The sequence below is a fragment of the Thermobifida fusca NBRC 14071 = JCM 3263 genome, assembly GCF_001592045.1.
GTDB classification, from domain to species: domain Bacteria; phylum Actinomycetota; class Actinomycetes; order Streptosporangiales; family Streptosporangiaceae; genus Thermobifida; species Thermobifida fusca.
The window spans coordinates 43,313-67,977 of record NZ_BCWB01000041.1; the positions used below are offsets into that span (position 1 = coordinate 43,313).

At 66.0% G+C, this 24,665-nt stretch carries 21 protein-coding genes; 8 read left to right on the plus strand and 13 right to left on the minus strand.

Annotated elements, in window-relative coordinates:
* Positions 1–9: 9 nt before the first annotated feature.
* The 6 genes from gyrB to dnaA form a co-directional block, all read right to left on the minus strand.
* On the minus strand, positions 10–1,947 hold the full coding sequence (gene gyrB / locus TF1_RS10455) for a DNA topoisomerase (ATP-hydrolyzing) subunit B (protein ID WP_016187959.1): 1,938 nt from the start codon (positions 1,945–1,947) through the stop codon (positions 10–12).
* Between the two features lie 364 nt (positions 1,948–2,311).
* A complete protein-coding gene (locus tag TF1_RS10460) occupies positions 2,312–2,833 on the minus strand; it encodes a DUF721 domain-containing protein (protein ID WP_011290454.1) in 522 nt (173 codons plus the stop codon).
* Entirely contained in the window at positions 2,823–3,956 is a 1,134-nt protein-coding gene (gene recF / locus TF1_RS10465; RefSeq protein WP_011290453.1) for a DNA replication/repair protein RecF, read from the minus strand. The genes TF1_RS10460 and recF overlap by 11 nt, the downstream gene beginning before the upstream one ends.
* A 101-nt stretch (positions 3,957–4,057) precedes the next feature.
* Positions 4,058–4,942, minus strand: coding sequence for a phosphogluconate dehydrogenase (NAD(+)-dependent, decarboxylating) (gene gnd / locus TF1_RS10470; RefSeq protein WP_011290452.1), 885 nt, complete (start codon positions 4,940–4,942; stop codon positions 4,058–4,060).
* A 59-nt stretch (positions 4,943–5,001) separates the two neighbouring features.
* A complete protein-coding gene (gene dnaN / locus TF1_RS10475) occupies positions 5,002–6,144 on the minus strand; it encodes a DNA polymerase III subunit beta (protein ID WP_011290451.1) in 1,143 nt (380 codons plus the stop codon).
* Between the two features lie 757 nt (positions 6,145–6,901).
* Positions 6,902–8,749 carry a chromosomal replication initiator protein DnaA gene (gene dnaA, locus TF1_RS10480; protein ID WP_016187958.1) on the minus strand — a complete coding sequence of 616 codons (1,848 nt, stop codon included), beginning with the start codon at positions 8,747–8,749 and terminating at the stop codon, positions 6,902–6,904.
* Positions 8,750–9,537: 788 nt separating this feature from the next.
* On the opposite strand from dnaA, the gene rpmH reads away from it, so the two are divergent.
* The 8 genes from rpmH (at position 9,538) to TF1_RS10510 (ending at position 15,154) form a co-directional block, all read left to right on the plus strand.
* Positions 9,538–9,681 carry a 50S ribosomal protein L34 gene (gene rpmH / locus TF1_RS15890; protein ID WP_011293534.1) on the plus strand — a complete coding sequence of 48 codons (144 nt, stop codon included), beginning with the start codon at positions 9,538–9,540 and terminating at the stop codon, positions 9,679–9,681.
* Between the two features lie 85 nt (positions 9,682–9,766).
* Positions 9,767–10,210 carry a ribonuclease P protein component gene (rnpA, locus tag TF1_RS10485; protein ID WP_011293533.1) on the plus strand — a complete coding sequence of 148 codons (444 nt, stop codon included), beginning with the start codon at positions 9,767–9,769 and terminating at the stop codon, positions 10,208–10,210.
* Positions 10,207–10,524, plus strand: a complete 318-nt coding sequence (gene yidD, locus TF1_RS15895) for a membrane protein insertion efficiency factor YidD (RefSeq protein ID WP_011293532.1) — start codon at positions 10,207–10,209, stop codon at positions 10,522–10,524. Before rnpA ends, yidD begins: the two co-directional genes overlap by 4 nt.
* A gap of 25 nt (positions 10,525–10,549) precedes the next feature.
* Positions 10,550–11,476 (plus strand): membrane protein insertase YidC, encoded by a 927-nt coding sequence (gene yidC, locus TF1_RS10490; RefSeq protein ID WP_011293531.1) that lies wholly within the window; start codon positions 10,550–10,552, stop codon positions 11,474–11,476.
* Positions 11,477–11,602: 126 nt separating this feature from the next.
* Positions 11,603–12,142: a Jag family protein gene (locus tag TF1_RS10495; protein ID WP_011293530.1), complete on the plus strand. Its 540-nt coding sequence runs from the start codon at positions 11,603–11,605 to the stop codon at positions 12,140–12,142.
* 262 nt (positions 12,143–12,404) lie between these two features.
* Positions 12,405–13,118, plus strand: a complete 714-nt coding sequence (gene rsmG, locus TF1_RS10500) for a 16S rRNA (guanine(527)-N(7))-methyltransferase RsmG (RefSeq protein ID WP_011293529.1) — start codon at positions 12,405–12,407, stop codon at positions 13,116–13,118.
* Positions 13,119–13,329: 211 nt separating this feature from the next.
* The gene (locus tag TF1_RS10505; RefSeq protein WP_173668090.1) at positions 13,330–14,163 is read left to right on the plus strand and encodes a ParA family protein; all 834 of its coding nucleotides are present in this window, start codon (positions 13,330–13,332) and stop codon (positions 14,161–14,163) included.
* A 34-nt stretch (positions 14,164–14,197) separates the two neighbouring features.
* Positions 14,198–15,154 (plus strand): ParB/RepB/Spo0J family partition protein, encoded by a 957-nt coding sequence (locus TF1_RS10510; protein WP_173668091.1) that lies wholly within the window; start codon positions 14,198–14,200, stop codon positions 15,152–15,154.
* Between the two features lie 136 nt (positions 15,155–15,290).
* Here the strand turns inward: TF1_RS10510 and trxA are convergent, their stop codons facing one another.
* From trxA to TF1_RS10545, 7 genes are all read right to left on the minus strand, one after another.
* A complete protein-coding gene (gene trxA / locus TF1_RS10515) occupies positions 15,291–15,614 on the minus strand; it encodes a thioredoxin (RefSeq protein ID WP_011293526.1) in 324 nt (107 codons plus the stop codon).
* A gap of 65 nt (positions 15,615–15,679) precedes the next feature.
* Positions 15,680–16,612 carry a thioredoxin-disulfide reductase gene (gene trxB, locus TF1_RS10520; RefSeq protein ID WP_011293525.1) on the minus strand — a complete coding sequence of 311 codons (933 nt, stop codon included), beginning with the start codon at positions 16,610–16,612 and terminating at the stop codon, positions 15,680–15,682.
* Positions 16,613–16,791: 179 nt separating this feature from the next.
* On the minus strand, positions 16,792–17,640 hold the full coding sequence (locus TF1_RS10525; protein ID WP_061783852.1) for an anti-sigma factor family protein: 849 nt from the start codon (positions 17,638–17,640) through the stop codon (positions 16,792–16,794).
* Positions 17,637–18,266, minus strand: a complete 630-nt coding sequence (gene sigM / locus TF1_RS10530; RefSeq protein ID WP_016187955.1) for an RNA polymerase sigma factor SigM — start codon at positions 18,264–18,266, stop codon at positions 17,637–17,639. The genes TF1_RS10525 and sigM overlap by 4 nt, the downstream gene beginning before the upstream one ends.
* Positions 18,263–19,780 carry a protein kinase family protein gene (locus TF1_RS10535; protein WP_011293522.1) on the minus strand — a complete coding sequence of 506 codons (1,518 nt, stop codon included), beginning with the start codon at positions 19,778–19,780 and terminating at the stop codon, positions 18,263–18,265. Before TF1_RS10535 ends, sigM begins: the two co-directional genes overlap by 4 nt.
* Before the next feature lie 543 nt (positions 19,781–20,323).
* Positions 20,324–22,066 carry a murein biosynthesis integral membrane protein MurJ gene (gene murJ, locus TF1_RS10540; protein WP_082797713.1) on the minus strand — a complete coding sequence of 581 codons (1,743 nt, stop codon included), beginning with the start codon at positions 22,064–22,066 and terminating at the stop codon, positions 20,324–20,326.
* Between the two features lie 109 nt (positions 22,067–22,175).
* The gene (locus tag TF1_RS10545) at positions 22,176–24,623 is read right to left on the minus strand and encodes a DUF6049 family protein (protein ID WP_255266169.1); all 2,448 of its coding nucleotides are present in this window, start codon (positions 24,621–24,623) and stop codon (positions 22,176–22,178) included.
* Positions 24,624–24,665: the final 42 nt, after the last annotated feature.

Sequence of the window (24,665 nt, forward strand, 5' to 3'; positions counted from 1 at the left end):
AGGTTCGGGCTAGATGTCCAGGAAACGGACGTCCCGGGCGTTGCGCTGGATGAAGGCGCGTCGGGATTCGACGTCTTCCCCCATGAGCACGCTGAACATTTCGTCTGCCTGGGCTGCGTCGTCCAGCGTCACTTGCAGCAGCACCCGCCGTTCGGGGTCCATGGTGGTTTCCCACAGTTCGCTGGGGTTCATCTCTCCCAGGCCTTTGAAGCGCTGGACGAGGTCGCGGGGCCGGGGGTCCTTCTTGCCCGCTGCGATACCGGCGGCGATCTTCTCGTCGCGTTCGCGGTCGGAGTAGGCGTAGTCGACGTCGGTTCCGCGGGGGTCCCACTTGATCTTGTAGAGCGGGGGCTGCGCGAGGTAGACGTGTCCGGCTTCGATGAGCGGTTTCATGAAGCGGAACAGCAGGGTGAGCAGCAGCGTGCGGATGTGCTGGCCGTCGACGTCGGCGTCGGCCATGAGGATGATCTTGTGGTACCGCAGCTTGGTGATGTCGAAGTCGTCGTGGATCCCCGTGCCCAGCGCGGTGATGATCGCCTGGACCTCGTTGTTTTTGAGGATCCGGTCGATGCGGGCTTTCTCGACGTTGAGGATCTTGCCGCGGATGGGGAGGATCGCCTGGTAGTAGGGGTCACGCCCGCCTTTGGCGGAGCCGCCGGCGGAGTCTCCCTCGACGATGTAGACCTCGCAGCGTTCCGGGTCGGTGGACTGGCAGTCTGCGAGCTTGCCGGGCAGTGAGGTGGACTCCAGCAGGGTCTTGCGCCGGGTGAGTTCCCGGGCTTGGCGGGCGGCGATCCGGGCGCGGGCGGCCTGGGTCGCCTTGGTGACGATGTCTTTGGCTTCTCCCGGGTTGCGGTCGAGCCAGTCCCGCAGGTATTCGTGGCAGACCTTTTGGACGAAGGACTTGGCTTCGGTGTTGCCGAGTTTGGTTTTGGTCTGGCCTTCGAACTGGGGGTCGGCGAGTTTCACCGAGACGATGGCGGTGAGGCCTTCCCGGATGTCGTCGCCGGTGAGGTTCTCGTCCTTGTCCCGCAGCAGTTTCTGGTCGCGGGCGTACCGGTTGACGATGGAGGTGAGTGCGGCGCGGAAGCCCTCTTCGTGGGTGCCGCCTTCAGCCGTGTTGATGGTGTTGGCGAAGGTGTGCACCGAGGAGGTGTAGGACTGGTTCCACTGCATCGCGATCTCGACGGCGATCCCGTCGCCGGCTTCTTCGAACGCGATGATGGAGGAGTGGACGGGCTCCTTGGTGGCGTTGAGGTGGCGGACGAAGTCCGACAGCCCGCCTTCGTAGTAGTAGGTCTGGGTGACCGGGGAGTCGCCGACGAATTCGGGACGCTCGTCTCGGATGGTGATGGACAGTCCCTTGTTGAGGAACGCCATCTCCTGGAGCCGCCGGGAGAGCGTCTCGAAGTTGAAGGTGGTGGTTTCGAAGATGGAGCCGTCCGGCCAGAACGTGATCTGGGTGCCGGTCTCGTCGGTGGGCTCCCGCCTGATGAGCTCGGTGACCGGTTTGGTCATCTCGTAGCTCTGGGTCCACAGGTAGCCGTCCCGGCGGACTTCGACTTCGAGCCGGGTGGACAAGGCGTTGACGACGGAGACGCCGACGCCGTGCAGGCCGCCGGAGACCGCGTAGGACTTGCTGTCGAATTTGCCACCCGCGTGCAGGGTGGTGAGGACAAGCTCTACTGCGGGCTTCTTTTCTACTGGGTGCGGGTCGACCGGGATACCCCGTCCGTTGTCGGTGACCCGGACCCCGCCGTCAGCGAGCAATGTGACCTCGATAGCGGTCGCGTATCCGGCGAGCGCCTCGTCCACAGAGTTGTCCACAACCTCTTGGACAAGGTGGTGCAGTCCGCGCTCGCCCGTGGATCCGATGTACATACCGGGGCGTTTGCGTACCGCTTCGAGGCCTTCCAGAACCGTGATTGAACGCGCGTCGTAGGCCAAAGTTGGAAACACCCTCCTGCCCGGGGACGCCGACCATCCGCATGACAACCGGCGGACACACGGCGATCCAGGCGAAACGCGATGCTACGCCCCCGCCAAGACGCTGCTGCGACCCCGATTCCCGGTATCCGCTCCTAGGTGCGGTCTCTGCCGGTGGAGGCGTCCAAGAGAACTGCCTTCATGATACCTTGCGCGAAACCTAAAAGTCGCATCTAAGGCGTCTGGAACGGCCCTGAACGAACGAACGGTGTAGGAGACGAGTCCCCACACATGACCTACCCCGGCGTGAACGCCCCGGTTGAATCAGTGCTGTTGGTTGATGGGTAGACACGGGTCGTGGCCCGGTGCTGGCGTGGGCGCCGGTTCACCGGACCCGCCACTGGCCTCGTGAGGTCCGGTATCCGCCGGGGCCGTTGACTTTGATGACCCGGACGGCACCGTGGCCGAGCTCTTCGTTGAGCTTGCGTACTAGTTGGGGGGCCATGGCACGGATCTGGGTGGCCCAGGCGGGTGAGTCGACGGCGACGACGAGTTCCCCGTCAGCGTAGCTGCAGGGTCGGACGTGTTCGGCGAGGCGTTCGCCGACGATCCGGGACCAGCGTCCGAAGATGCCGCCGATAGCGACCTGCTCCTGCCAGCCGTGTTCGATGAGCCAGGCGCGGATGGCGTCGCCGAACTGTTGGGGTTCGCCGCGGCTGCGGACCAGGCTGCGCTGGGGTTTGCGGTCCTGTCCTTGGGGGGCGGCGCCGCGGGCTTTGGCTTCGGCGCGGGCTTTAGCGAGGGCTTGGCGGGCGAGTTCCACACCTCGCAGGGGGGTGGGAGGTGTGATGTTCTCCTCAGTCTGGGGAGAGTCGGTGCGTTCCGGGGCGGGGTGCTCACCGTTCACGTTCCACGCTCCCTCCTGTGACCCGGAATCGTGCCCCGGAGAGTTCTTGGGGGACATCGTCGGGTACGGCAGCGGTGACGAGGACTTGTTCCGCGGTGCGGACGTAAGAGGCGAGGCGGCGCCGCCGCTCAGCGTCGAGTTCCGCGAAAACGTCGTCGAGGAGGAGGACGGGGTCGTCGCCGTCGGCGCGGAGCAGTTCGAAGCCGGCGAGCCGCAGCGCGAGGGCGTACGACCAGGATTCGCCTTGGCTGGCATAGCCCTTGGCTGGCAGGTCGTTGAGCCACAGCTGCAGGTCGTCGCGGTGGGGGCCGACGAGGCTGACACCGCGCCGCAGTTCGTCGGGGCGGGCGCGCAGCAGTGCAGCGCGCAGGATTTCCACAAGCTGTGGACGGTTGGTGGTGTCGAGCTCCTCGTCAGTGGCCGAGCAGCGGTAGCGCAGGCTGATCGGGTCTTGGGTGGCGGTGAGTTCGCCGTAGGCTTTCGCGGCCAAGGGCTGGAGTTCCGCAACCAGGGCGAGCCGTGCCGCGAGGAGTTCCGCGCCGATCTGGGCGAGGTGCTCGTCCCACACGTCCAGCGTGGGCAGGTCGCGGCCGCCCCGGTGGTGGAGGTTTTGGGCGGCTGCGGATTTGAGGAGCGCGTTGCGCTGTTTGAGGACGCGTTCGTAGTCGGAGCGCACCCCCGCGTACCGGGGGGCGCGGGCGGTCAGCAGCTCGTCGAGGAAGCGGCGGCGCTCCCCCGGGTCTCCTTTGACCAGGGCCAGGTCTTCGGGGGCGAACAGGACGGTGTGGAGGATGCCGAGGACGTCGCGCATCCGGGTGTTGGGGGAGCGGTTCAGGCGGGCGCGGTTGGCCCGCCCAGGGTTGATCTCCAGCTCGATGAGGGCAGTTTGGCCGTGGCGGACCACGGCCGCGCGGATGACGGCTCGTTGGGCTCCTCGGCGGACGAGGGGAGCGTCGTGGGCCACGCGGTGGCTGCTATGGGTGGCGACGTAGCCGATCGCTTCGACCAGGTTGGTCTTGCCCTGCCCGTTCGGGCCTATGAAGGTGCTGACTCCCGGCTCCAGCTCCAGGTACGCGGCCTCGTAGGACCGGTAGTCGGCCAACTGAAGGTGGGAGACGTGCATGGGGCGGCTCCTGGGGACGCAGACCGGGGTCGCGCGGGCGTGGGCGCGAACCCGGGAGGTGTGGGGCGGCCGTGTCGTCCACAGGCTGTGGACCGCGCAGCCTAGTCGGTGTTCTTCTTGACGACCGCGTGCCCGCCGAACTGGTTGCGGAGTGCGGCGATGACTTTCATCGCCGGGCTGTCCTCCTGCCGGGAGGCGAACCGGGCGTACAGGGCGGCGGTGATAACTGGGGCGGGCACCGCGTGGTCAACGGCGGCTTGCACGGTCCAGCGTCCTTCACCGGAGTCTTCAGCGTATCCGCGCAACTGCTCCAGCTCGGGGTCTTCTTCCAGGGCGCGGACCAGCAGGTCCAGCAGCCAGGAGCGCACCACGGTGCCTTGGCGCCAACTGGCGAGCGTGCCGGGGACGTCTTTGACGATCCCAGAGGCGGCCATGAGCTCGTAGCCTTCGGCGAAGGCCTGCATCATGCCGTATTCGATGCCGTTGTGGACCATCTTGACGAAGTGCCCGGCACCGATTTCCCCGGCGTGGACGAACCCGCTCCCGGCCTCGGGGGTGAGGGCGTCGAAGATCGGCTTGGCGCGGGCCACGTTCTCGGCGCTGCCGCCGACCATGATGCCGTAGCCGTTTTCGCGTCCCCAGATTCCGCCGCTGACTCCCGCATCAAGGTATTCGATGCCGCGGCGGGCGAGTTCGTCGGCGTGCACGCGGTCGTCCCGGTAGTGGGAGTTGCCGCCTTCGATGACGAGGTCGCCCTCGTCGAGGAGGTCGGCGAGCTCCCGGATCGTGTTCCGGGTGGGCTCCCCGGCCGGCACCATCAGCCACACGGTCCGCGGGGCGGACAGTCGTTCCACGAGTTCGGCGATGGAGTCCACGTCGCGCAGCTCGGGGTTGACGTCGTAGCCGATGACCTCGTGCCCCTTGTCGCGCAGCCGTGCGGCCATGTTGCCGCCCATCTTGCCGAGGCCGATCATGCCGAGTTGCATGCTCGTCTTCCCTTACTCGTAGCCAGGTGGGTGGTGTGCGGGTGGCCGGCGCGGGTGGGTCAGTTGGAGATCCGCACAGGCATGATCAGGTACCGGTAGTCCGAGGCGGTGCCGTCGTCTGCGGGCTTGCCGGTGATGATGGCCGGTTTGGTGGAGGTCGTGAACTGCAGGTGGGCCACGTCTGATTCGATCGCGTTGAGCCCGTCGAGCAGGAAGGTGGAGTTGAAGGCGATCTGGATGTCGTCGCCTTCCAGGGTGGCGCTGAGTTCCTCCACAGCCTGGGCTTCTTCTCCGGTGCCGGCTTCGAGCACCAGGCGGTCGCTGGTGAAGGACAGCCGCAGCGGCGTGTTGCGTTCCGCGACCAGCGAGACGCGTTTGACGGCTTCGATGAACTCGTTCTTCTGGACTTCTGCCACCGAGTTGAAGGACTCCGGGAGGAGTTTCCGGTACTTGGGGAACTCCCCTTCCAGGAGCCGGGTGGTGGTGCGTCGGCCGCCGCCTTCGAAGCCGATCATGCCTTCGCCGCCGTTCTCCGCGGTGGACAGGGCGATGGAGATCTGGGCGCCGCCGGTGAGCGACTTGGCGGTGTCGGCGAGGGTTTTGGCGGGGACGAGGGCGACCGCGGACACGTTGGGGTCCTCGGGGGTCCAGGTGAGTTCCCGGACCGCCAGCCGGTAGCGGTCGGTGGAGACGAGGGTCACGGTGGAGCCTTCGATCTCGATGCGCACCCCGGTGAGCATGGGCAGGGTGTCGTCGCGTCCGGCGGCGACGGCCACCTGGCTGACGGCAGCAGCGAAGGTGTCGCTGAGCACGGATCCGGTCAGCGCCGGCATGGCGGGGAGGGTCGGGTAGTCCTCCACAGGGAGGGTGAGGATCGTGAACTTCGCGCTGCCGCAGGAGACGACGACTTTGGCCCCGTCAGTGCTGACTTCCACAGTCTGTGGAGGAAGGTTGCGCACGATCTCGGCGAGCAGCTTGCCCGACACGAGGATCCGTCCCGGTTCGTCGATATCGACGTCGACCGATACCTGGGCGGAGACCTCGTAGTCGAAGCTGGACAGGGTGAGCCGCTGGTGTCCGTCCACGTCGTCGGCGTCCAGCAGCATTCCAGCGAGGACGGGCACCGACGGACGGACCGGCAGAGTACGAGCGGTCCAGGCGACGGCGTCTGCGAGCACGTCGCGTTCGACCCGGAACTTCACGATCGGTCTCTCTTTCCTCGACGACTATGAACCGCCGACCGACGCCCTGGGTCGCACGTGTCGGCGCTTGCGGGTCAACGGACGGGACCGTCCGCGTCGGGATGTCGGTCAGGACATCGGGGGTGAGTTCACCACGGTACCCCTATTCGGGCGCGAGTGTACGACGGTCGAGGCGTCGAGTCGGAGGGGACTCTCCGAGAAGGAGAGTTGTGGACAGAAGTTGGGGCAGCGGGGAGCGTTGTCCACAGAAATCGGCCGAGCCCGTTTACTAAGCCACGAAGATCTCTCTTTGTGGCGCAGTAGTAATAGGGGCTGTGGATACTGTGGACAAACCCTGTTTTCGCAGGTCAGCTCGGTGATTTTTGTCCACAGGAGATGTGGATGGCGGGTGTGGAAAACTCGGCGTCCTGTGGACAGAGCGCGGTTGTCCCCAAGTCATCCCCAGGTTGTCCACAGCTTGTCCACGACTTTACCCACAGATCCCCTCATGGGATGACTGGATGTCGTGGCGGGTTATACACAGCGTATCCCCAGGCTGTCCACAGAAAATTGGGAGTTATCCCCAGAGTTATCCACGGCTTATCCACAGCTTGGGATGTGGTATAGGGCCGCGGGAGGGGCATGGGGAAAACAGGGGGAAAGTCCGGGGCGAACCGCCGCGAAGTGAGTGGTTTCACACCCCTGGGGAGTGCAGTGACCTCCCCCTGACCAGCCCGTGAACGGGCGTCGGGGGTGGCGGTCCACCCCCGACGCCCGTTCACAGATGGTGGTGGTTGTGGTGGGCCTGCTGCTTGATGCGGTTGGTGAGCTCGGTGACCTGGTTGTAGATCGAGCGCCGCTCCGCCATGAGCGAGCGGATCTTGCGGTCCGCGTGCATCACTGTGGTGTGGTCCCGACCGAACTGCTGCCCGATCTTGGGCAGGGACAGGTCGGTCAGCTCCCGGCACAGGTACATGGCGATCTGCCGCGCGGTGACCAGCACCCGTGAGCGGGAAGTGCCGCACAGGTCCTCGGGGGTCAACCCGAAATATGAAGCGGTCTGGGCCATGATTTCGGCGGCCGTAATCTCTGGGACTTCGTCGTTGGGGATCAGGTCCCGCAGCACGATGCTGGTCAGGTGCAGGTCGACCGACTGCCGGTTCAGGCTCGCGAACGCGGTGACCCGGATGAGCGCCCCCTCCAGCTCCCGGATGTTGGTGGAGATCTTGCTGGCGATGAACTCCAGCACCTCCGGGGGAGCGTTGAGTCCCTCCTGGGCGGCCTTCTTCCGCAGGATCGCGATCCGGGTCTCCAACTCCGGGGGCTGGACGTCGGTGATCAGCCCCCATTCGAACCGGTTGCGCAGCCGGTCCTCCAAGGTAACGAGCTGCTTGGGCGGCCGGTCCGAGGAGATGACGATCTGCTTGTTGGAGTTGTGCAGGGTGTTGAAGGTGTGGAAGAACTCCTCCTGCGTCTGCTCCTTGTTCTCCAGGAACTGGATGTCGTCGACCAGGAGGACGTCGATGTCCCGGTAGCGGCGGCGGAACCCGTCCGCTTTGCCGTCCCGGATGGAGTTGATGAATTCGTTGGTGAACTCTTCCGAGCTGACGTAGCGGACCCGCGCGCCCTCGTAGAGCCGCTGGGTGTAGTGGCCGATCGCGTGGAGCAGGTGGGTCTTGCCCAGCCCGGAGCCGCCGTAGACGAACAGCGGGTTGTAGGCCTTGGCGGGGGCCTCGGCTACGGCGACCGCGGCGGCATGCGCGAAGCGGTTGCTGGAGCCGATGACGAACGTGTCGAAGGTGTACTTGGGGTTGAGCTGGTCCGGGCCGCCTGACGTGGGGTTGGTCGACCCGTCCCCCCGCTCGGTCACGCTCAGCGGCGGAGTGACCGGCGGCTGCTCTGCGGAAGGCACGCCAGAGTCGCCGCCGACGTCGTGCGGACGGTTTCCGGCACCGGGGTGGGGGCCGCCTTCCCACGGGCGCGGCGTCTCCCAGCGGTTGGGTTGGTCCCAGTGGGGAGCCGACGTGTCCCAGCTCTGGTAGCGCGGGCCGGTGTCGGACTCGGCGACCGGGGCAGGGGATGCAGGACTGCCGGGGTCGGCCGAGGAGGGGTTCCACCCCGAGGACAGCAGGTCTGGGCCGCGGGAGAACGGCTCGCCCGGCAGCGGGCCCGGCCGTCCCGACGGGGTGAACTGGGGCGCGGTGGGCTGTGGATCAGGCAGCACAGGCTGCTGGGACCACGCCTGCTGCCGCGCCGTGTCGCGAGGCCCGGAGTAGCTGGCCGAGCCCTGGTCGGGAGCCGGGTGCGAGCTGTCTGGGCTGCTGGTGCTCGATGCTTCCTCGGTGGGCGCGGACGGCGGCACCGCGCTGGGATCCACGGTGACAGCGACCCGGATCTCCCGGCCGAGTTCGGCGGAGAGCGCCTGGCTGATGACCGTCCGCAGCCGGGTTTCCAGGATTTCCTTGGCGAATTCGTTGGGGGCGGCGAGCAGTGCGGTGTCCTCGATGAGCCCCAGGGGCCGGGTCTGCGGCAGCCAGGCCCGGTGCTGGGGAGGAAGGCTGTTGTTGTCGAGGTTGTCCAGCACTCTCGACCACACCATCGCGAGGTTGATCTGTCCCTCAGACACGGCGGCCTTCCATGTTTCGCCCCTTCCAGCGGTGTCCTACCGGCCGCGTCCTCGTCCCGTGGCGGGCGGCACGAGTGACACGGCACCCCATTGTGTCGTTCACCACGACGGCTCCCGTCTGTCCACAGCGTCAAGGAGCGACGTGATCAAACTGTGATAGCGAATGGTGTTCTGTGGGTAACTCGGTGTTTTCTGTGGACTCGGTTGTGCATGAGATTCCGTCCTCCCCGCGCCATGCGAACCTTGTCGGGGAACGACAGTCCACAGGATTGGCGAGTTTTCCACAAGTTATCCACTGCGTTATCCACAACCTTTCGCGACGTTGTCCACAGCCTGTGGTTATCCACATTTCCCAGTTGAGACCCTGTGGGTAACGTCGGTGATCATGGCTTTCCCCGTGGGCTGGGAGGGGTGAGACGGCTCTCACGCAGGGACGAGGTTATCCACAGCTTAGGTCCCTGTGTGGGTTATTCGCAGCCTGTGGACAGAGGTTTTCCACAGACCGCGTGGTTCGTGGAAAACTCCGGCGTGGGCGTGTCGCAGCGGCATAGTCGATTTGACCTGCGGAAGCTCAACCCGTATCTTCTTTGTGCTTACGTCGGTATCCGTCCGTGCCGTGGTGCAGAGAAACCGGATCTCCGCCCGTGACTCGCACCACACAGTGCGCGGCGGAGCGGCCGAGCGGGCGATGTTCCAGCTCGTCCCCGCAGCAGCAGGAACACACGGACCGCCGCACGGTCGGCTGGTTCGCGTCGTATGTACTTCCGGAACGCCCCTGGAGTTAAGCAGTGAGCAAGCGTACGTACCAGCCGAACAATCGGCGTCGCGCCAGGACCCACGGTTTCCGGCTGCGCATGCGTACCCGTGCCGGCCGCGCGATCATCGCTGCGCGTCGGCGCAAGGGGCGCAAAGCGCTGACCGTCAGCCACTAGGCGTCAGCAGTCAAACGTGCAACGGACCGGTCTGCCCGCTTAGGCAACCGGTCCGATTGCTGTTGTTCGAGGGTGTTCTGAACCGATGCTGTCTCCACGCAACCGCATGCGGCGTCGCGCCGATTTCGACACCGCCCTGCGTCACGGGCGGCGGGCCGGCCGGAACGCTCTCAGCGTCGCTCTCTTCGTTCCGCAGGACACTCCAGACCAGCCAGGTGGAGACGCACCTCCTCGCGTCGGGTTCAGCGTCAGCAAGGCGGTGGGGAAAGCCGTCGTCCGCAAACGGGTCCAGCGGCGGCTGCGTCACCTCATGCGGGAGCGGGTCGGCTCCCTCCCCGCAGGTAGCCTGCTAGTGGTACGGGCTAAACCCCAAGCCGCGCTTCTCGACTACAGCGAACTGGCCGCCCAGTTGGACAGTGCGCTGCGCGCGGTGACCCGCCCCCGCGGACAGTCGTCACACCGTACCCGCGCTTCGCGCGAGGCCACGTCCGCACACACCACGGCAGTGGGAGAACAGCCGACCCAATGACACGCGACAGACCCACCTTGCTCGCCCGGGTGTTGATTCTGCCGATCCGGGGCTACCAGCGTTGGATCAGTCCGCTCTTTCCACCGGTCTGTCGTTTCTACCCCTCGTGCAGCAGTTACGCGGTCGAGGCACTCCGGGTTCATGGGGCCGGACGAGGACTGTGGTTGACCATCCGCAGACTTGGCAAATGTCATCCGTTCCATCCCGGCGGGCTTGATCCAGTCCCGCCGCGGAGAAACGAGAGTGGCACAGAGATCAGTGACGCGAGGCCTGGCAGCGACGGGGAAGCCTCCCCCGGCGCACCGGGTCTGTGAAGTCAGCGAACAAGGGAGATAGCCGGTGCTGGACTGGCTCTACAACATCGTCGGCCAGGTGCTGGTCTGGATCCATTCCGGTCTCAGCATCTTCCTCGACCCCGACAGCGGGTTGGCGTGGGGACTGTCGATCGTCCTCCTCACCATCCTTGTGCGTGTCCTGATGATTCCGCTGTTCGTCAAACAGATGAACACGCAGCGGAAGCTTCAGGAACTCCAGCCCAAGCTCCTCAAGGTGCGCGAGCGGTACAAGAACGACAAGCAGCGCCTCCAGCAGGAGCAGATCAAGATCTACCAGGAGAGCGGAACCAACCCGCTCATGGGGTGTCTGCCGCTGCTGCTGCAGATGCCGGTCTTCTTCGCCCTGTTCAACGTCCTCCGCCAGATCGCTGAGGGGGAGGCCAAGTTCGGCTTCACCCAGGAGCTGGCGAACAGTGCGCAGAGCGCGCTGATCTTCGGCGCTCCGATCGCCGCGCACTTCACGTCCTCGGCTGACGAGCTGGCCGCCTTCGGGGCTGACCCGATCATGGCCAAGGTGATCATCGCAGTCGCCTGCGTGATCATGGGCACCACGACCTTCCTGACCATGCGCCAGAGCATGAGCCGGACGCTCAAGCAGCCGGGGATGGAAGACAACCCGATGGTGCAGTCGCAGAAGATCATGATGTACATCGCGCCGGCGTTCGGGCTGTTCGGTCTGGCGATGCCGGTCGGTGTCCTGATCTACTGGGTCACCTCCAACCTCTGGACCATGGGCCAGCAGCACTTCCTCTACCGCAAGTTCCCTCCGGTTGCGTCGGACGGTGGGGAGAAGAACAAGGCCGGAGTCTCTGCGACGGGCAAACCCGGATCGACTAAGCGTGGTCAGCAGTCTGAGAAACCGGAACAGCCTAAGATCGAACGTAAGCAGCCGAAGAGGCAGCCAAGGTCCAAGAGGACCGGCGGGAAGTAGATCCGGCGGATCCCCAAGAGATCCTTGTACTTCACTTCCGCTGCGTGGGTGCGTAGGCGAGAGCCCCTGACGCGTATCCGCGCAGCGCACTGCGTACAGGGCCGCGATATAAGGAGAAAGCTTGTCGTGAGCGACAGCAACACCGGAGGCGGGGCGAACTCTGCGGTAGCGGTGGCCGAGAAAGCAGAAGAGACCGCCCCTATTGACATCGAGGCACTCGAGCGGGAAACCGATATTGCCGCCGACTACATCGAGGGCCTCCTCGACATCGCCGATTTCGATGGTGACATCGATATGGATGTCGAAGGAGACCGTCCCCTGGTCTCCGTGGTAGGGGTGACCATCAAGGAACTGGTGGGAGAGCGTGGTGAGGTTCTGGAGGCGCTCCAGGAGCTCACTCGTCTTGCTGTGCACCGGGTCACCGGCACCCGGAGCCGGCTCATGCTCGACATCGGCGGCTATCGCGAATCTCGGCGCAAGGTCCTTCGGAAACTGGGCGCCGAGGTGGCCAGAGAAGTCAAGCGGACCGGCAAACCCAAGAAGCTCACTCCGATGACTCCTTTTGAACGGAAAGTGGTGCACGACGCCGTGGCGGCGGCGGGTCTGCACAGTGAGTCTGAGGGTGAGGAGCCCAACCGTTGCGTGGTGGTTTACCCGGTGGATTGAGCCATAGCACCTCCAGATCGGGTGCTGCATGTTTCACGTGAAACATGCAGCACCCGATTTTTTTTAGGGGAGGATAGAGCAGTACCTGGAGCTGCGGAGACGTCGCCGTGTCAGCGCAGGTGCAGGGGGCGGCCCCAAGAACAGGGCAGAAACCCACATAAGATCAGGTGGGGTGGTCGTTTCGCGGTGGTCAATCCCAGAGACCTTCGGTCGCCACTCCGCTCGTAGCTGCTGACCCGGCTGAAAGCCAAGGTGGTGACTGATGACCGAACATGTCGTCCCGTCCGACGCGGCTCGGGAGTTGTTCGGTGAGACCTTGCCGGTGGCGCAGCGGTACGCCGAGCTGCTCGCAGACGTGGGGGTCGCTCGGGGCCTGATCGGTCCCCGTGAGGTTCCCCGGCTGTGGGAGCGCCACCTGATGAACTGTGCTGTCGTCGAAGAGCTCATCCCCAAGGGCGCCGATGTCATCGACCTTGGTTCCGGTGCTGGACTCCCCGGGGTGGTACTGGCGATCCTGCGCCCTGACCTGTCGGTGACTCTGCTGGAGCCGCTGCTGCGGAGGACCGTCTTCCTCAACGAATGCGTGGAACTCCTCCGCTTGGACAACGTCAGGGTTTACCGTGGACGTGCAGAAGAAGTCCACGCCAAGTTGAGAGCGGATATCGTCACGGCGCGCGCGGTGGCTCCACTGCCCAAACTCATCGGCTGGGCACTGCCGCTCCTCCGGAAGGGGGGAAGCCTGCTCGCGTTGAAGGGGGAGCGAGCCGAGGCTGAACTGGAGGAAGCCCGCCACGAATTGGCTCGACAGCGCCCTAACATCGCAGACGTCATTCGGGTGGGGGGCGGTAAAGTCGATCCAGCTACCACGGTCGTTCGCGTCACGGTCACGACTGCTCTCGAGACCGGAACCAAGGCGGCCCCGTCCAGGTCCCCACGCAAGCCGGGCGGTAGGAAGAAGCGCGGACGAAAGAGGTGAACTCTTCGTGCCCCACAACCAATCCGATGGCGCCCACGTTTCACGTGAAACCTTCTACTACCAGACGAGTGGCGCCGTCTCAGCAGACATCTCCATGTCCGGTGCGCATGTTTCACGTGAAACCGCGCTTGACCGAAGCTCCTCCCCCGCAGTCGACGAAAGTCTCGCTGCGGACTTCGACACCCCGATCGCCCGTGCTGCCCAAGCTGCGATGAGTGTGCGTGGACGTATGGGTGAGACGTGGCCGCGTCCCGAGCGGTGCCGCATCATCAGCGTGGCCAACCAGAAGGGCGGTGTCGGCAAGACGACCACCACGGTGAACCTCGCGGTGGCGCTTGCGATGCACAACAACCGGGTGCTGGTCGTCGACCTCGACCCTCAAGGGAACGCATCCACAGCCCTGGGAATGGAACGTTCCCCCGAGTCCCGTTCCATCTACCATTGCCTGGTTGAGGACGAAGAACTCCGGGCGTTGGAGCGCCCTGTGCCTGGGGTGCCGAATCTGCGGTGCGTTCCAGCCACGATCGACCTGGCTGGCGCGGAGATCGAACTGGTCTCCCTCGTCGCGCGGGAGTCCCGGCTGAAGCGGGCCTTTGAAGCGTACGACGTCAGCGAACTCGACTACATCCTGATCGACTGCCCGCCGTCGCTGGGACTGTTGACCGTCAACGCCATGGTCGCCTGCGAAGAGGTGTTGATCCCCATCCAGTGCGAGTACTACGCGTTGGAAGGGGTGGGGCAGCTGCTGAAGAACATCGAGCTGGTGAAGTCGCACCTCAACCCGGGGCTCTTCATCTCGACGGTTCTCCTCACGATGTACGACGGCCGTACCCGGCTGGCAGCGCAGGTGGCAGAAGAGGTGCGGAGCCACTTCGGGGACGTGGTGCTGCGGACGATGATCCCGCGGAGTGTCCGGGTGTCCGAGGCCCCCAGCTACGGCCAGTCGGTGATGACCTACGACCCGGGATCGTCCGGCGCCATGGCGTACCTGGATGCAGCTCGTGAACTGGCTTTCCGAGCACAGAGCCGGGTGGAGAACCAGTGAAGCGAACCGCTCAGGGAGCTGAAGGGAGACGGCGTTGAGCCAACAGCGGCGCGGTCTTGGCAAGGGGTTGGGAGCGCTCATCCCGCAGGGACCGCCCACATCGGTGCTCGGAGGAGCTGCCCGGCCTGGCGCTCCCGGAGCAGCCCACGAACCCCGGACCATCGACGGAGCCTATCTGGAGGAGATCCCCGTCGACGCGGTGATGCCCAACCCTCGGCAACCGCGACAGTACTTTGACGAGGAGGCACTAGAGGAACTCACCGCGTCCATCGCCGAAGTCGGACTGCTCCAACCCATTGTCGTCCGCAAACTGGACGGGAGCCAGAGCGACAGCACCGCCAAATACCAATTGATCATGGGAGAACGGCGGTGGCGGGCAAGCCAGCGGGCCGGACTGGAGAAGATTCCGGCGATCGTCCGGGAGACCTCCGACGACGATATGCTCCGGGACGCGCTGTTGGAGAACCTGCACCGCCAGGAGCTCAACCCGCTGGAAGAAGCCGCCGCCTACCAGCAGCTCCTCGACGACTTCGGGGTAACCCACGAGGAGCTCGCCAAGCGGCTCGGACGCTCCCGCCCCCACATCAGCAATACGCTCCGGCTGCTCAACCTCTCCCCGGCCGTGCAGCGCAAGGTGGCCGCCCGGGTGATCAGCGCGGGCCACGCCCGGGCACTGCTCGCGGTGGAGGACCCCGAGCTCCAGGACCACCTCGCGCACCGCATCATCACGGAAGGGCTCTCCGTGCGCGCGCTGGAGGAGATCATCGCGCTCGGCGAGATCAAAGCCCCGACGAAGCAGCGCCGGGCGACAGTGCGGCAGCCCTCTCCGGAACTCGAGGAAGTGGCCAACCGGCTCTCTGACGTTTTCGACACCCGGGTGAAGGTCAACATGGGCCGGAACAAGGGGAAGATCGTCGTGGAGTTTGCGACCAAGGAAGACTTGGAGCGGATCCTCGCCACGATGGCCCCCGGGCTGCTCGCCGAGAAGTAATCCGGGCTCAGGAGAGAGACAAGCGGGCCGCGGGAGACAGTGGTGTCGGGTTGCAGCAGCAACCGCGCACCTGCTCTCCCGCGGCCCGCTTGGTGTTTCGTGTTTCACGTGAAACACGGAGCGGAGTGCTGTGGGGTTACAGGAACTCCTCGAGCTCCTTCTCGATGACGCGCTTGGGCTTAGCGCCAACGAGCTGCTTGACCACTTCGCCGTTCTTGTAGAGGTTGAGGGTGGGCAGGCCCATCACCCCGTACTGGCGCACGGTGTCCGGGTTCTGGTCGGCGTTGATCTTGACGACAGTGAGCTTGCCCTCCTGCTCTTCAGCGATCTGCTCCAGCACCGGGGCGATCATCTTGCAGGGAGCGCACCACTCGGCCCAGAAGTCGACCAGGACCGGCAGCTTGCTCTTGAGGACGACCTCCTCGAAGGTGTCGTCGGTGACATTCTGAATGGTGGCCATTCAGCTAGCTCCTCATCGTCGGGGTGGAAAAAGACAATTCGTCACACGGGGCGGATCGCTCGTGCTTATCCGGCCTCTTCGGTCAGGTAGCGTTCCGCGTCCAAGGCCGCAGCACATCCGCTTCCCGCCGCGGTAATAGCTTGACGGTAACGGTGGTCGACCACGTCGCCGCAGGCGAACACACCGGGGATGTTGGTATGGGTGGTGGGCGAGTCGACCTTCAGGTAGCCCTGTTCGTCGAGTTCGAGTTGGCCCTTGAAGAGCTCCACGCGGGGGTCGTGACCGATCGCGATGAACAGTCCGCTGATGTTGAGGGTGCTCTCCTCACCCGTCACCCGGTTGCGCAGTCGAACCGCGTGGACGCGGGTGTCGCCGAGGATCTCAACGACTTCGGTGTTCCAGAGGAACGAGATCTTCTCGTTGGCGAAGGCGCGCTCCTGCATGATCTTGCTGGCGCGCAACTGGTCACGGCGGTGGATCACCGTCACCGAGCGGGCAAACCGGGTGAGGAAGATTGCTTCCTCCATGGCGCTGTCGCCGCCGCCGACCACGGCAATGTCCTGGTCGCGGAAGAAGAATCCGTCGCAGGTAGCGCACCAGGAGGTACCGCGGCCAGAGAACTCCTCTTCACCTGGAACGCCGAGCTTGCGGTAGCCGGAGCCGGTCGCGACGATCACCGCGCGAGCGTAGAAGGTCTGGTCGCCGGCCTTGACCACTTTCGGGTTGGCGGTGAGGTCCACCTCGGTGACGTCTTCCGGAACGAGCTCGGCTCCGAACCGCTCAGCCTGCTTACGCATGTTGTCCATGAGCTCGGGGCCCATGATCCCGTCCGGAAAACCGGGGAAGTTCTCCACCTCGGTGGTGTTCATGAGAGCGCCACCCGCGGTGATGGCGCCTTCAAAGACCAGAGGCTTCAGTTCGGCACGGGCCGCATAGATGGCCGCGGTGTACCCCGCAGGCCCGGAGCCGATGATGATCACATTACGGACGTCACTCACAGTGGTCAGACCCCTTGCGCACTCGTGCTTGTGTTGGACAGGACGCTGTTCACTTCAACCGATGGTAGGCGTCGGCGATTCCCTGGGAGCACGGTGATGCAAGGAGGCCGACCGTCGCCTGTTCCGGTTTCCTCAGCGCAGGGTGGTGCGGCGCAGAAACCGGGTGAGCCACATCACTCTCAGTGATTGGGGAGCGATGCGGTATCCCGTACCGCGGACGTGGGGTCATCCTCTTCCGCGCACCCCGGCTCAACCACGCGGACCGTATAACCGTCCGTCTCGCTGTCAAGAGCCGCCGGAAAGAACATAATCCATGCCGGTTGGCCCTCATACGAGGCGAGGTCCACGAGAGCCGGAGCGCCGTAGGTGTCGCTGAGCGTGTGCGCGCACGACGCAACGTCAGCGGGTACCGCGCTGTCCGGTTCTAGGGAGAGGCTTTCCTCGCCCTCTCCCGTGGTTAGGTTGGCGCGCTCGAGGACCGAGGCCCCCTGGGTGGCGAGATTGTCCGCGGTGTAGTCGGTGCCGCTGGACACCACGGAGATCCGGTAGGGCAGCGCGGCGTGCGGAGAGGAGGCAGGAGGCGGCTCCGCCGCGGTTCCGGGGTCGGCGGGCGGGTCAGCGGTGAAGAGGCCACTGACCGCCGCGGCACCCGCGCCGAGCACGAAGACGGCTGCTGACGCGGCGACCAGGAACGGCATCCAGCGGGCAGGACCGCGTGGCCGGGGCAGCGGCCGCACTTTCGCGGTCTCGTCGATCGACGCCTCGGGGGCGACCGCAGGGCGGGAACGAGCGGCATGCTTCTTCGCCTCGGCCCGCAACGCTTCATCGATGCGGTCGACGAGCCCTTCAGGCATGGGCGGTACCGGGGCGGAGGCCAGGATCTGCGAGACCTCACGCAGCGCGGAGAGCTGAGCGCGAGCCTCCTCCGACTCGGCAAGCCAGGCGCGTACCTGCTCCTCCTTGGCTTTGTCGTTCAGCTCTCCCTCAGCGAAGAGCGCGAGGGTCTCGGGGTCTACGTGAGACGTCACGATCTCCTGCCACCTCCTTTCGGAGATGGGACGTTTGACGAGTCGCTGGGGTTCCTGAGATGGGCGAGATATGGGAGAAGCCTAGCGCGGCCTCGCGCACACCGGCTCTTCACGGTACCCGGAGCGACGTCGAGGATTTTTGCGGCATCCTCGACCCGGTAGCCGAGCATGTCGACGAGGACCAGGGCGAGGCGCTGCTCCACGGGAAGGTACCCCAGGGCAGCGTGGACGTCGAGGGAGGTGTCGCTGCGGCCGGTGGGGTCGGGCGCGGACCGGCCCCGCTCGTTGGAGAGAAGGTCGAGCGCAGTGTCCTCGGTGGGCACGGCGGGGCGGACCATTTTGCGGCGCAGCCGGTCGTGGCAGGCGTTGATGACGATCCGGTGCAGCCACGTGCTGACCATCGCCTCCCCCCGGAAGCGGTGTGCGCTGCGGAAAGCAGAAAGGAAAGCATCCTGCAGCGCGTCGGCGGCCTCTTCCTGGTCGCCTAGAACCCGGATCGCTACTGCCCACAGCCGAGCGTGGTGCCGTTTGACCAGTTCGCTGAAGGCGTGCTCGTCACCCTGATTGTGCCTGAACAGTAGCTCGTTGTCGGGGATCTCCTGAACTGCGTCGGTCACCGTGTTCACTGAATTCCGCGTAGTTCGACCTCGTTGATAGTGCCCCGGTATTTGCCACCGTCCTGGGAAAGAGGGGAGACGAACCAGACCACCACGTACTGTCCGGTAGCGGGTTCGTCCAGCTTAATCGGCACCTTTCCGGTTACTCCAGCGCCCTGCCACACAGGTTTCTCGTCCTCTCCCGGGGCCCCACCGGAGTCGTTGCGCACATACAGCTCGGCGCTGTAGGTGCCGCTGCCGAAGGTGATGTCCACCTCGTGGATCTCCACTTCGGTGCCCATGTCGATAAGCAGGCCGACACCGTCCTTGTAGTTCCCGAAAGCGGCACTGTTGTAGCCCTCGGTGTTCCAGTGGGTTGAGGGATCCCCGTCGATGGTGTTGGGGGCTTTGTCGTCGTGTTCGCTGTTGTCACCCGCGGGAGGCGGGTCAAAACCTGTCGCGCCCACCGGGGTGAGCACAACGAGCTCGGTCTCTTCGCTTTTGTCGCCAGGGACGTCGGCGGTCTGCGTCCCGGAAGTGTCCCGCATCGAGCTGCCAAGCATCCAGGCGCCCATCACCACGGCGACGAAGACCAGGAGTGCCACAGCACCGATGAGGATCCGGTTGGTGAGGGAGCCCTCAGTGGCCTGGGGGGTGCGGTGGCGGGAGGAACGGGAAGTCCGAGGTGTGGACGACGCGGCCGCGGCCACGTCGAGCTGGCCGGAAATGCGGGAGGTGCCCCTGGGCGGTGGCGGCGGAGAGGCCACTTGGGCCATGGGGATAGGAACCACTCGGGGCACGTCGGCCAGGGCGTCGACGAGCTCTTGCGGGGTGCGCAGCGGCGGGTATCCGCTCTCGGGGAAGGCCGCGCGACAGACGATGGTGTTGAGGACGTCGGGAATGCCCGCAACCACTTGGGCGGGTTCGCACGGCCGTCCGGAGACGATCGGGGCGGGACGCAGCGCGGTGGCTTCTGGCCCAGGCCAGTAGCCGGTGAGCGCGGCGTACAGCAGTCGGCCCAGTCCTTGGGCGTCGGTGCCCTGCGGGTCGTCGACGGTGATGTTGTGCAGGGCAGCGTCGAGGCCGAGACCGATCACCTTGACGGCGCCGCCGACGCTCCACACCAGTTTGTCCGGGGTTAACCGCAGGTGGTGGATGCCGACTTGGGCGGCCGCGGCGAGGGCTTCGGCTGCCTCGGCGATGAGGCCCGCGGCGCGTTCAGGTTCCAGGGGCCCGTTGCGCAACAGGTCCGACAGGGTGGTTCCGGAGATCCACTCTTGGACGACATACGGGGTGGGGCCGGACTCGTCGGCGTCGAACACCTGGGTGACGCGGGCGTCGGAGACACGGCTGGCCGCGCGGGCAGCACGGACCACCTCACTGGTACGGCTGAAGCCGTCAGCGAACGTCCAAGCCCCGACGGGGCGCGCGAGTGTTTCGTCGGTCGCCTTCCACAGTGAGGCTCCGCTAGTCTCGCTCACCAATTCGTCCAGTCGATAACGATTGGCGAGCCTCGCGCCGGGCTCAATCATGAAGGTGCTCATACCGGGAGTGACGGACGGGAGGGGTGACGTGAGGCTGACCTCCCTGCTGCCGGGCCATAGCGCCTGTCCCCGACCTCCCTCCGGGCAGCTGAGAAGAAACCGAACTTTAGGGCAGAGTCACGCCGTCCCATGCTAAGACGCTTGACCGTGCCTGTTGGAGGACACGGTCGGGGAACATTGGGAAATATCGTGTGCAAACTGGGACCTCCGTGGGGTGGGGAGGGGCGCGGGGTTTCGGCGATCAGCGCTCGCAACGACGAGCACACACCGTTTCCCCAGCTTGGGTGACTTGCATCACTCTAGTGTGGAGTGGTGGTGGACAAGAGGGGCGGACCGAACCAGCCGGTCTGCGACCACGGTAGAGCCAGACCTGCTGGGAGGGAATAGCCCATCGGTCCGGATCCCGCGAACACCACCACACCGAACACTACGCCGGGAACCGCCCTCGCGCGCAACTACCAAGATCCGCAGTGTGGCGCGTCGCCCGCCCCGGTGCAGCCGGCGGAGGAACTGTCCGCGAAAAATCCCCGTCCACCGCGGCCGTTACCGGCGCAACCGGGACTTGACGAGCTCCATCACCGCGCTCAGCTCATCGATCCGCAGCAGCTTGGCCGCTACCAGGAACACGGGGAGCCCTGCCAGGCAGCCCACCACGGGCGCACCGATGTTGATGGCCAGCCCCGAGACGAACCACGACTGGAACAGAACCAGCACGCCCCAGCCCACAACCACGCTGGGTGCGGTCGCCAGGTAGAGCCGGACCAGCGTGCTGGCGATACGGCGCCCGTCCAAACCGCCCAGCCGGCGGCGGAGGATGAGCCCGCCGAGGAACACTCCCACCAGGAACGAGGACATGAACCCGCCGGCCACGCCAACCACCACGAAGTGCGGCGGCAGCAGCCAGGACGCGGTCAGCGCCAGCACGCCGTGCACGGCGATGTTGGCGATCCCCAGGAACGCGGGGGTGCGGGTGTCGCCCAGCGCGTAGAACACACGCAGCATCAACTGGAAGACGCTGAACGGCAGCAGGCCGAGCGACATCACCATGAGGATGTAACCGATGTTGGCAGCGTCGCTGTCGCCGGTGTTGCCGTGGGCGAACAGCAGCACCGTGATCTCCGTGGCGTACAGCGAGATCGCCAGCGACAGCGGCACCAGGATCAGCGCGGAAACTCGCAGCGTACGGGAGAACCCGGCACGCACCTCGTCCCAACGCTGGTCGGCAGCGAACGCGCTCATCTGCGGCAGCAGCACCGTGATCAACGAGACCGCGATGATCGCGTACGGCAGTTGGAAAAGCTGGTAGGCGTAGCTGTAGGCGGTGAGACCGGCGCCCGCGTCCGCTGACCCGTGCGCATTCGCGGCCACGTTGGCCCCGGTGGCGATCTGGGAGGTGATCACGAAACCCAACTGGGTGGTGAGCGTGTACAGGAACATCCACCCGGCCGTGCGCAGGGCCTCCCCCAGCCCGGAGCCGCGCAGGTCCAGCCGGGGCCGCCACCGGTATCCCGACCGCCACAGCGAGCCCAGCAGCACCACCGTCTGCAGCACCATGCCGCAGCTCGTGCCCGCGCCCAACAGGATCTTGTCGGCGGTGGTCACCGTCTCCACTGTGCTTCCGGTGCCCACCATGAGGAACAGCACCCCGACGGCGATGATCACCAGGTTGTTGAGCACAGGGGCCCATACCGGAGCGCCGAACTTGCCCCGGGTGTTGAGCATGGCGCTGATGAGACCGCTCATCCCGACGAAGAACACCTGGGCGAGCAGGAAACGCGCCAGGTAGACCGACACCTCGGCCTGCGCAGGCAGGAAGTCGCTCGCGTAAAGCTGGATCAGCGGCCGCGCGAGCAGGATCGCCGCCACTGTCACCACCAGCAGCACCAGGACAGCACTGGTGAACAGGCGGTCCTCCGTGGCCTTGCCGCCGTCGGCGTCCCGTTTGCGCCGCCGCACCAGGAACGGCACGATCACGCTCGCCATCAGACCGCCGATGAGCAGGTCGTTGATGATGAACGGGATCGTGTTGGCGACGTTGTAGGCGTCACCGAGCAGCTGTGTGCCCAGCGCTGCAGCGAGCACGACGGTACGGAAGAACCCGGTGACCCGAGACACCATCGTCCCGACCGCCATGACCATGCTGGAGCGCATCATGCCGCCCGGCGTGGCGGTGGAGTCCTGCTCCGCCTGCGGGGCAGCCGAATCGGCGTGGGGGGAAGGGGACCCCGCGTCCTTGGCAGGGCCGCCCGTGTGGTCGTCGCTGGCGCTGCTGATGTCGGTCGCCACCGGCGTGGCTCCTTTCGATAGCGCCGACGGCACGCCCGTCGGCGCCGAGATGTCGTGTGGGAAGGTCTCGTCGAAACAGAAGTTCAGGGTAGAAGACCGCGGCCTCTGGTCAGGAACGGGCCTCTTCAGCGCTCTCCCCATCCTGGTCTGGTTTGACCGGGCCGGGCGGGGAGTGGCTGTCCGTGTCGTCGGCACGCTCCCCGGTGACCGCAGCCAGAGAGTCCTCCTGCGCGGCAGCAGTAGCGTCAATGGCCGCCTGGGTTTTCCGCGCCTGGTCCCGCCGCCATTTACGGACCGCGCGCGGGGCCAACGCAACCACCAGGACCAGGGCGGCGATCCCGCTGATGAGGAGTGCGCCGCTGCCGAGCCCGGTGGCGTTGACCGGGATAGTGGTCGGCTCGTCGGTGATCGGTTCCCCATCAGCATTGTGCAGGCTCAAGTGCAGCACGGTGCGGCCGTTGACCGTGGCGGAGAGCGGCACGTACACGGTGGTCTTGCCGCCGGGGCCGATCTCCATCGACTTGGTGTAGTCGCCGATCGACAGGCGTTCGGAGTTCTCCGAGAAGATCGACAAGTGGACGGTCACCGAATGGTCGCTGAGATCGTTGGCGACCATCACTCCGAGCGTGCCGTTCTTGCTGGCCAGCGTGATGGGGTCGCCGGGGATCACGTGGATTTTGGCTTTGTGCTCCTGAACCGCCTGGTCCACTCGGTCCAGGATGGCCTCGGCGACTTCCGTGTCCTCACGCCACCACGCCGACTCCAACCGCAGCACCGCGGGACGGAACGGGTCCGCGTCCTCGGTGAGCACGCTGTTGAACAGCCGCACTTGGCGGCGGATCTTCCGGATCCGCTCCACATGGTCCGCGGAGAGTTCCGCTTCCGCGGCTTTCTTCGGGTAGGTGAGCCCTTGCCGGTCTTCGGCATCGGCAGCGTCGGCGTCGACGCTGGTGAGAGGCACCGCGGACAGCCACGGCGCCTGCTCGGTGGCGTCGAGCAGGCCGGTGGCGTACGCGGGGTCGGGGTCCCAGTCCTGCGGCGGCGCCAGGATGAGGGTGCGCCGCTTGTCTGGCGCCTCAGCCGCAATCATCGCTGTTTCCGCGACGAACCGCTGCGTGGCCAGCGTGCTGGCCCCGGGCGTGTGGGTGTTGGCGCCGAGGATCCGGGTGAGCCCGCGGTCGACGACGAGCGCAGTGCCTTCCTCCCCGCCGGCGAGCGGCAGCGGGGCTACGCCTCCCGGCGTGTGGCCGAGCCAGTTCTTCGCGGGCATTGCCGACTCGTCGAGGAGGAACGTGGTGGCCCCGTGCGAGTTCAGGAAGTCGCGGGTGGCTTCGTCCATCACCCCGTTGGCGGGCCAGGCGAGTTCAGTGTCGGCTTCGCGGCCCAAGAGCTCCGCTACCGTGGAGCGCCCCAATTCGACCGCGGTCTCCGCGTCCCCGCTCAGGTCGGCGTCGAGCAGGGCGGGCAGGTCGGGGTTGGCATAGGGGACGGCGAGCAGCGGGTCTTCCGCCAGCCACAGGCGGGCGTGCGCGAGCCACACTTGGGCGTCCACGCTGGCCTCGTGCTCTTCGAGGACAGGGCCCGACTCGGTGGCGTTCGTCAGGGACCAGTAGCTGCCCTCCCCGAGCCGGTGGATGTCGTCGAGGAGGGCCGGATCCACCGCCCAGGTGATGGGGACGGGGTCGGCGGGTGAAGGAGTGTCCTCCGGGGTGGGGCCGGGCTGGGTTTCGGTTTCCACGGCCGTGGCGGGGGACGCGGACGGGTCTCCCAGCGGGGAGGCGGTGGCGTCGGCAAGGTCCGTGACCGCGTCCTCCTCCTCGGGCTGGGGAGTGGGCCCGGTGTAGGTGGAGTCGATTTCTCCGTCTTGGGCGCCGATGGTGAGCAGGCGGCCCAGCCGACCGTCTTTGGTGATCTCAGCGGCGAGGTCTGCGGTGAGATAGGTGTCGTCGTCGGCGCGCTGCGGGCGGTCCATCAGCGGCCACACCCAAGCGACCTGGAGCTTCGTCATTTTCTCCGCACCGGTGTAGACGACGAACGTGCGGAGGGTGCCGAGGTCGTCCCCGGATTCGGTGGCGGCGCTGATGGTGAGCGGGTACACCCCGAATCCGCCTTGGAAGTCCAGGTCTTTGACGGTGGTGCGCAGGGTGAAGGAGATCGCGGAGCCGGGCGGCAGGGGCGTGTCGATGGTGGTGGAGGGGCCGGACGCGTACGGTTCGGGGCCTGCGCCGTCGGCGTGCCGGTCCAGGGCGTCCCGCCCGGTCAGCGGGTAGGGGTTGTAGCGCAGGCGGACGGTGATCCCGTCGAGGGTGGCGTCGGTGGTGTTGGTCACCAGTCCTTTGACGGTGACGGTGTCTTTCTTCTTGGCTACCACCGAGGTGATGTCGGAGAGGGCCAGGGAAGGCAGCTCTCGCACGTCGTCGACAGGGAGGATCGTCGCTACCCCCGGCATCGACTCGGTTACGGCCTGGGCTGGCGGACTGGGCTGGAGCGGGGTCAGTGCCGGAAGCACCGCGAAGGCGGTGGCCACGACCACGCCCAGATGAGCAATTCGACGCACGCCTCTGGGTCTTCCGAATCGTTGGACGGTCGGCTGAAGTCG

Bases quoted from the DNA above. Each gene is read 5' to 3' on its own strand.
- recF (WP_011290453.1), bottom strand. From the start codon at position 3,956: ATGCACGTCTCCCACCTTCAGTTGGCCGACTACCGGTCCTACGAGGCC.
- gnd (WP_011290452.1), bottom strand. From the start codon at position 4,942: ATGCAACTCGGCATGATCGGCCTCGGCAAGATGGGCGGCAACATGGCC.
- rnpA (WP_011293533.1), top strand. From the start codon at position 9,767: ATGCTGTCTCCACGCAACCGCATGCGGCGTCGCGCCGATTTCGACACC.
- yidD (WP_011293532.1), top strand. From the start codon at position 10,207: ATGACACGCGACAGACCCACCTTGCTCGCCCGGGTGTTGATTCTGCCG.
- rsmG (WP_011293529.1), top strand. From the start codon at position 12,405: ATGACCGAACATGTCGTCCCGTCCGACGCGGCTCGGGAGTTGTTCGGT.
- TF1_RS10505 (WP_173668090.1), top strand. From the start codon at position 13,330: ATGAGTGTGCGTGGACGTATGGGTGAGACGTGGCCGCGTCCCGAGCGG.
- trxA (WP_011293526.1), bottom strand. From the start codon at position 15,614: ATGGCCACCATTCAGAATGTCACCGACGACACCTTCGAGGAGGTCGTC.
- TF1_RS10535 (WP_011293522.1), bottom strand. From the start codon at position 19,780: ATGAGCACCTTCATGATTGAGCCCGGCGCGAGGCTCGCCAATCGTTAT.